Origin of the sequence: Streptomyces sp. FH025, assembly GCF_017427025.1 — a bacterium.
In the GTDB taxonomy this organism is placed as follows: domain Bacteria; phylum Actinomycetota; class Actinomycetes; order Streptomycetales; family Streptomycetaceae; genus Kitasatospora.
In genome coordinates, this window is sequence record NZ_JAFLNG010001031.1 from 1 (window position 1) to 1933 (window position 1933).

The 1933-nt window shown below is 72.7% G+C and carries 1 protein-coding gene; it reads right to left on the reverse strand.

Annotated elements, in window-relative coordinates; translation table 11 throughout:
- Window positions 1-1860, reverse strand: a 1860-nt coding sequence (locus J0670_RS36945; RefSeq protein WP_207817153.1) for an ATP-binding protein, incomplete at its 3' end; no start/stop codon positions are given.
- Window positions 1861-1933: the final 73 nt, after the last annotated feature.

A 1933-nucleotide genomic window follows, 5' to 3' on the forward strand; every position in this document is an offset into this window, starting at 1 on the left:
CTCCGGCAGCCCGTCCGGCGCCTCCGCGAGCAGCTCGCGCGGTATCAGCACCACCGCCGTCGTCCCGCCGTACGGCGAGGGCCGCAGGTGGACCCGGATGCCGTGCCGCCGGGCGAGCCGGCTGACCACGAACAGCCCCAACCGGTCGGTGTCGGCGAGGTCGAACTCCTGTTCCACTGCCAGACGTTCGTTGATCTCGGCGAGCAGCTGATCGCTCAGCCCGAGCCCCCGGTCGTCGATCTCCAGGGCGAATCCGTGCGCCACCACCTCACCCTGGACGGTGACTTGGGTGGTCGGCGGGGAGAACACAGCGGCGTTCTCGACCAGTTCGGCGACCAGGTGGGTCACGTCGGCGACGGCGCTGCCGAGCAGCCCGGTACCCGGGAACGGCCGGACGATCACCCGGGCGTAGTCCTCGACCTCGCCGACCGCCGCCCGGACCACGTCCACCATCCGGACCGGCTTGCGCCAGGCACGCCCGGGCGAGCCACCGGCCAGGATGATCAGGCCCTCGGCGTGTCGGCGCATGCGGGTGGTGAGGTGGTCGACCTTGAAGAGGTCCTCCAGCTCGGCCGGGTCCTCGGTGCGGCGCTCCATGGTGTCGAGCAGGGTGAGCTGGCGGTGCAGCAGCACCTGGCTGCGCCGGGCCAGGTTGACGAACACCGCCGAGACGCCGCGCCGGAGTTCGGCCTGTTCCACGGCGGCCTCCACGGCGGCCCGCTGGACGGCGTTGATGGCCTGGCCGACCTGCCCGATCTCGGCCTGCCCGAAGTGCAGTTCGGGCGCCTCGGCGGCCACGTCCACCGGCTCGCCGCGGCGCAGCCGCAGCATGACGGCCGGCAGCCGGGTGCCCGCCAGGTCGTTGGCCGCGTTGCGCAGGCCGATCAGTTCGCGGGCCAGGCCCCGGCCGATCCGGGAGGAGATCAGCACCGACAGCACGACGGCGACCAGGCCGACCGCACCGGCGATGCCGCCCCGCCAGAGCGAGGCGATCGCGGCGGACCGCCCGCGTTCGTCCAGTCCGGCGGAGATCCGGGAGTTGATCGAGGCGAGGTCGCCGAGCGAACGGTCGGCGGTCTCCCGCCAGTTGTCGCCGTTGAGCGCCTGACCGACCCGCTCCGGCCCGCCGGCGCCGACGAAGTCGGCCTCGGCCCGGGCCAGCGCGCCCCAGGCCTCGCCGCCGCGCAGGGCGATGTAGTCGGCCTGGTCGGCGGGTTCCAGTTCGGCGATGTAGACGGTGAACAGCGCCTGCTGGTTGTGCAGGGCGTCCAACGCGACCTGGTACTGCTCGGCGGTCGGCCTGGTCGTGTTGGTGCGCAGGCCCTCCATCGCCGCGTCCTCCTGCGCGAGGTACTCGCGGGCGCGCACCAGCTCGATCAGGATCGTTCCCTGGCGGGGAAGTTGTCCGCTCTGCCGGGCGACGTAGGCGGACCGGAAGCCGAAGACCGGCTTGACCAGGTCGCTGTACTGATCGAGTGCGAACTCCCAGTTGAGCGCCAGTCGGCCGACCTGGGCGCGCAGCGGTCCGAGCTGGTCGGCGGCGGCGACGATCTGCACCAGGCGGGCCCGCTGGGCGGCGGAGAGACGGGCGCCGGCGCCGTCCTTCTTCTGCCGCAGCACGGCGAGGCTGTGGTCGGTGGCGGTCCTGGCGTGCTCGAAGGCGTCCCGGGCGACCGGCGAGGCCGGGTCGGCCAGGTGCTGGACGGCGGCCCGACGCTCGCCCTGCAAGTCGTTCGCGTACTGGTCGACCGGCGCCTCGTACTCCTTGTACGCACGGCTGATCCCCAACTGGTTCCAGGCGTCCCCGGTGGTGGCGAGCGTCGCGTACACCCACAGGGCGATGAGCGCGACGATGGGCACCAGGAGCAGCGCGATGATCTTCGCGCGGATCGAGCTGCTGCGCAGACGCATGGAGTCCTCGGTCGGGAAGTGC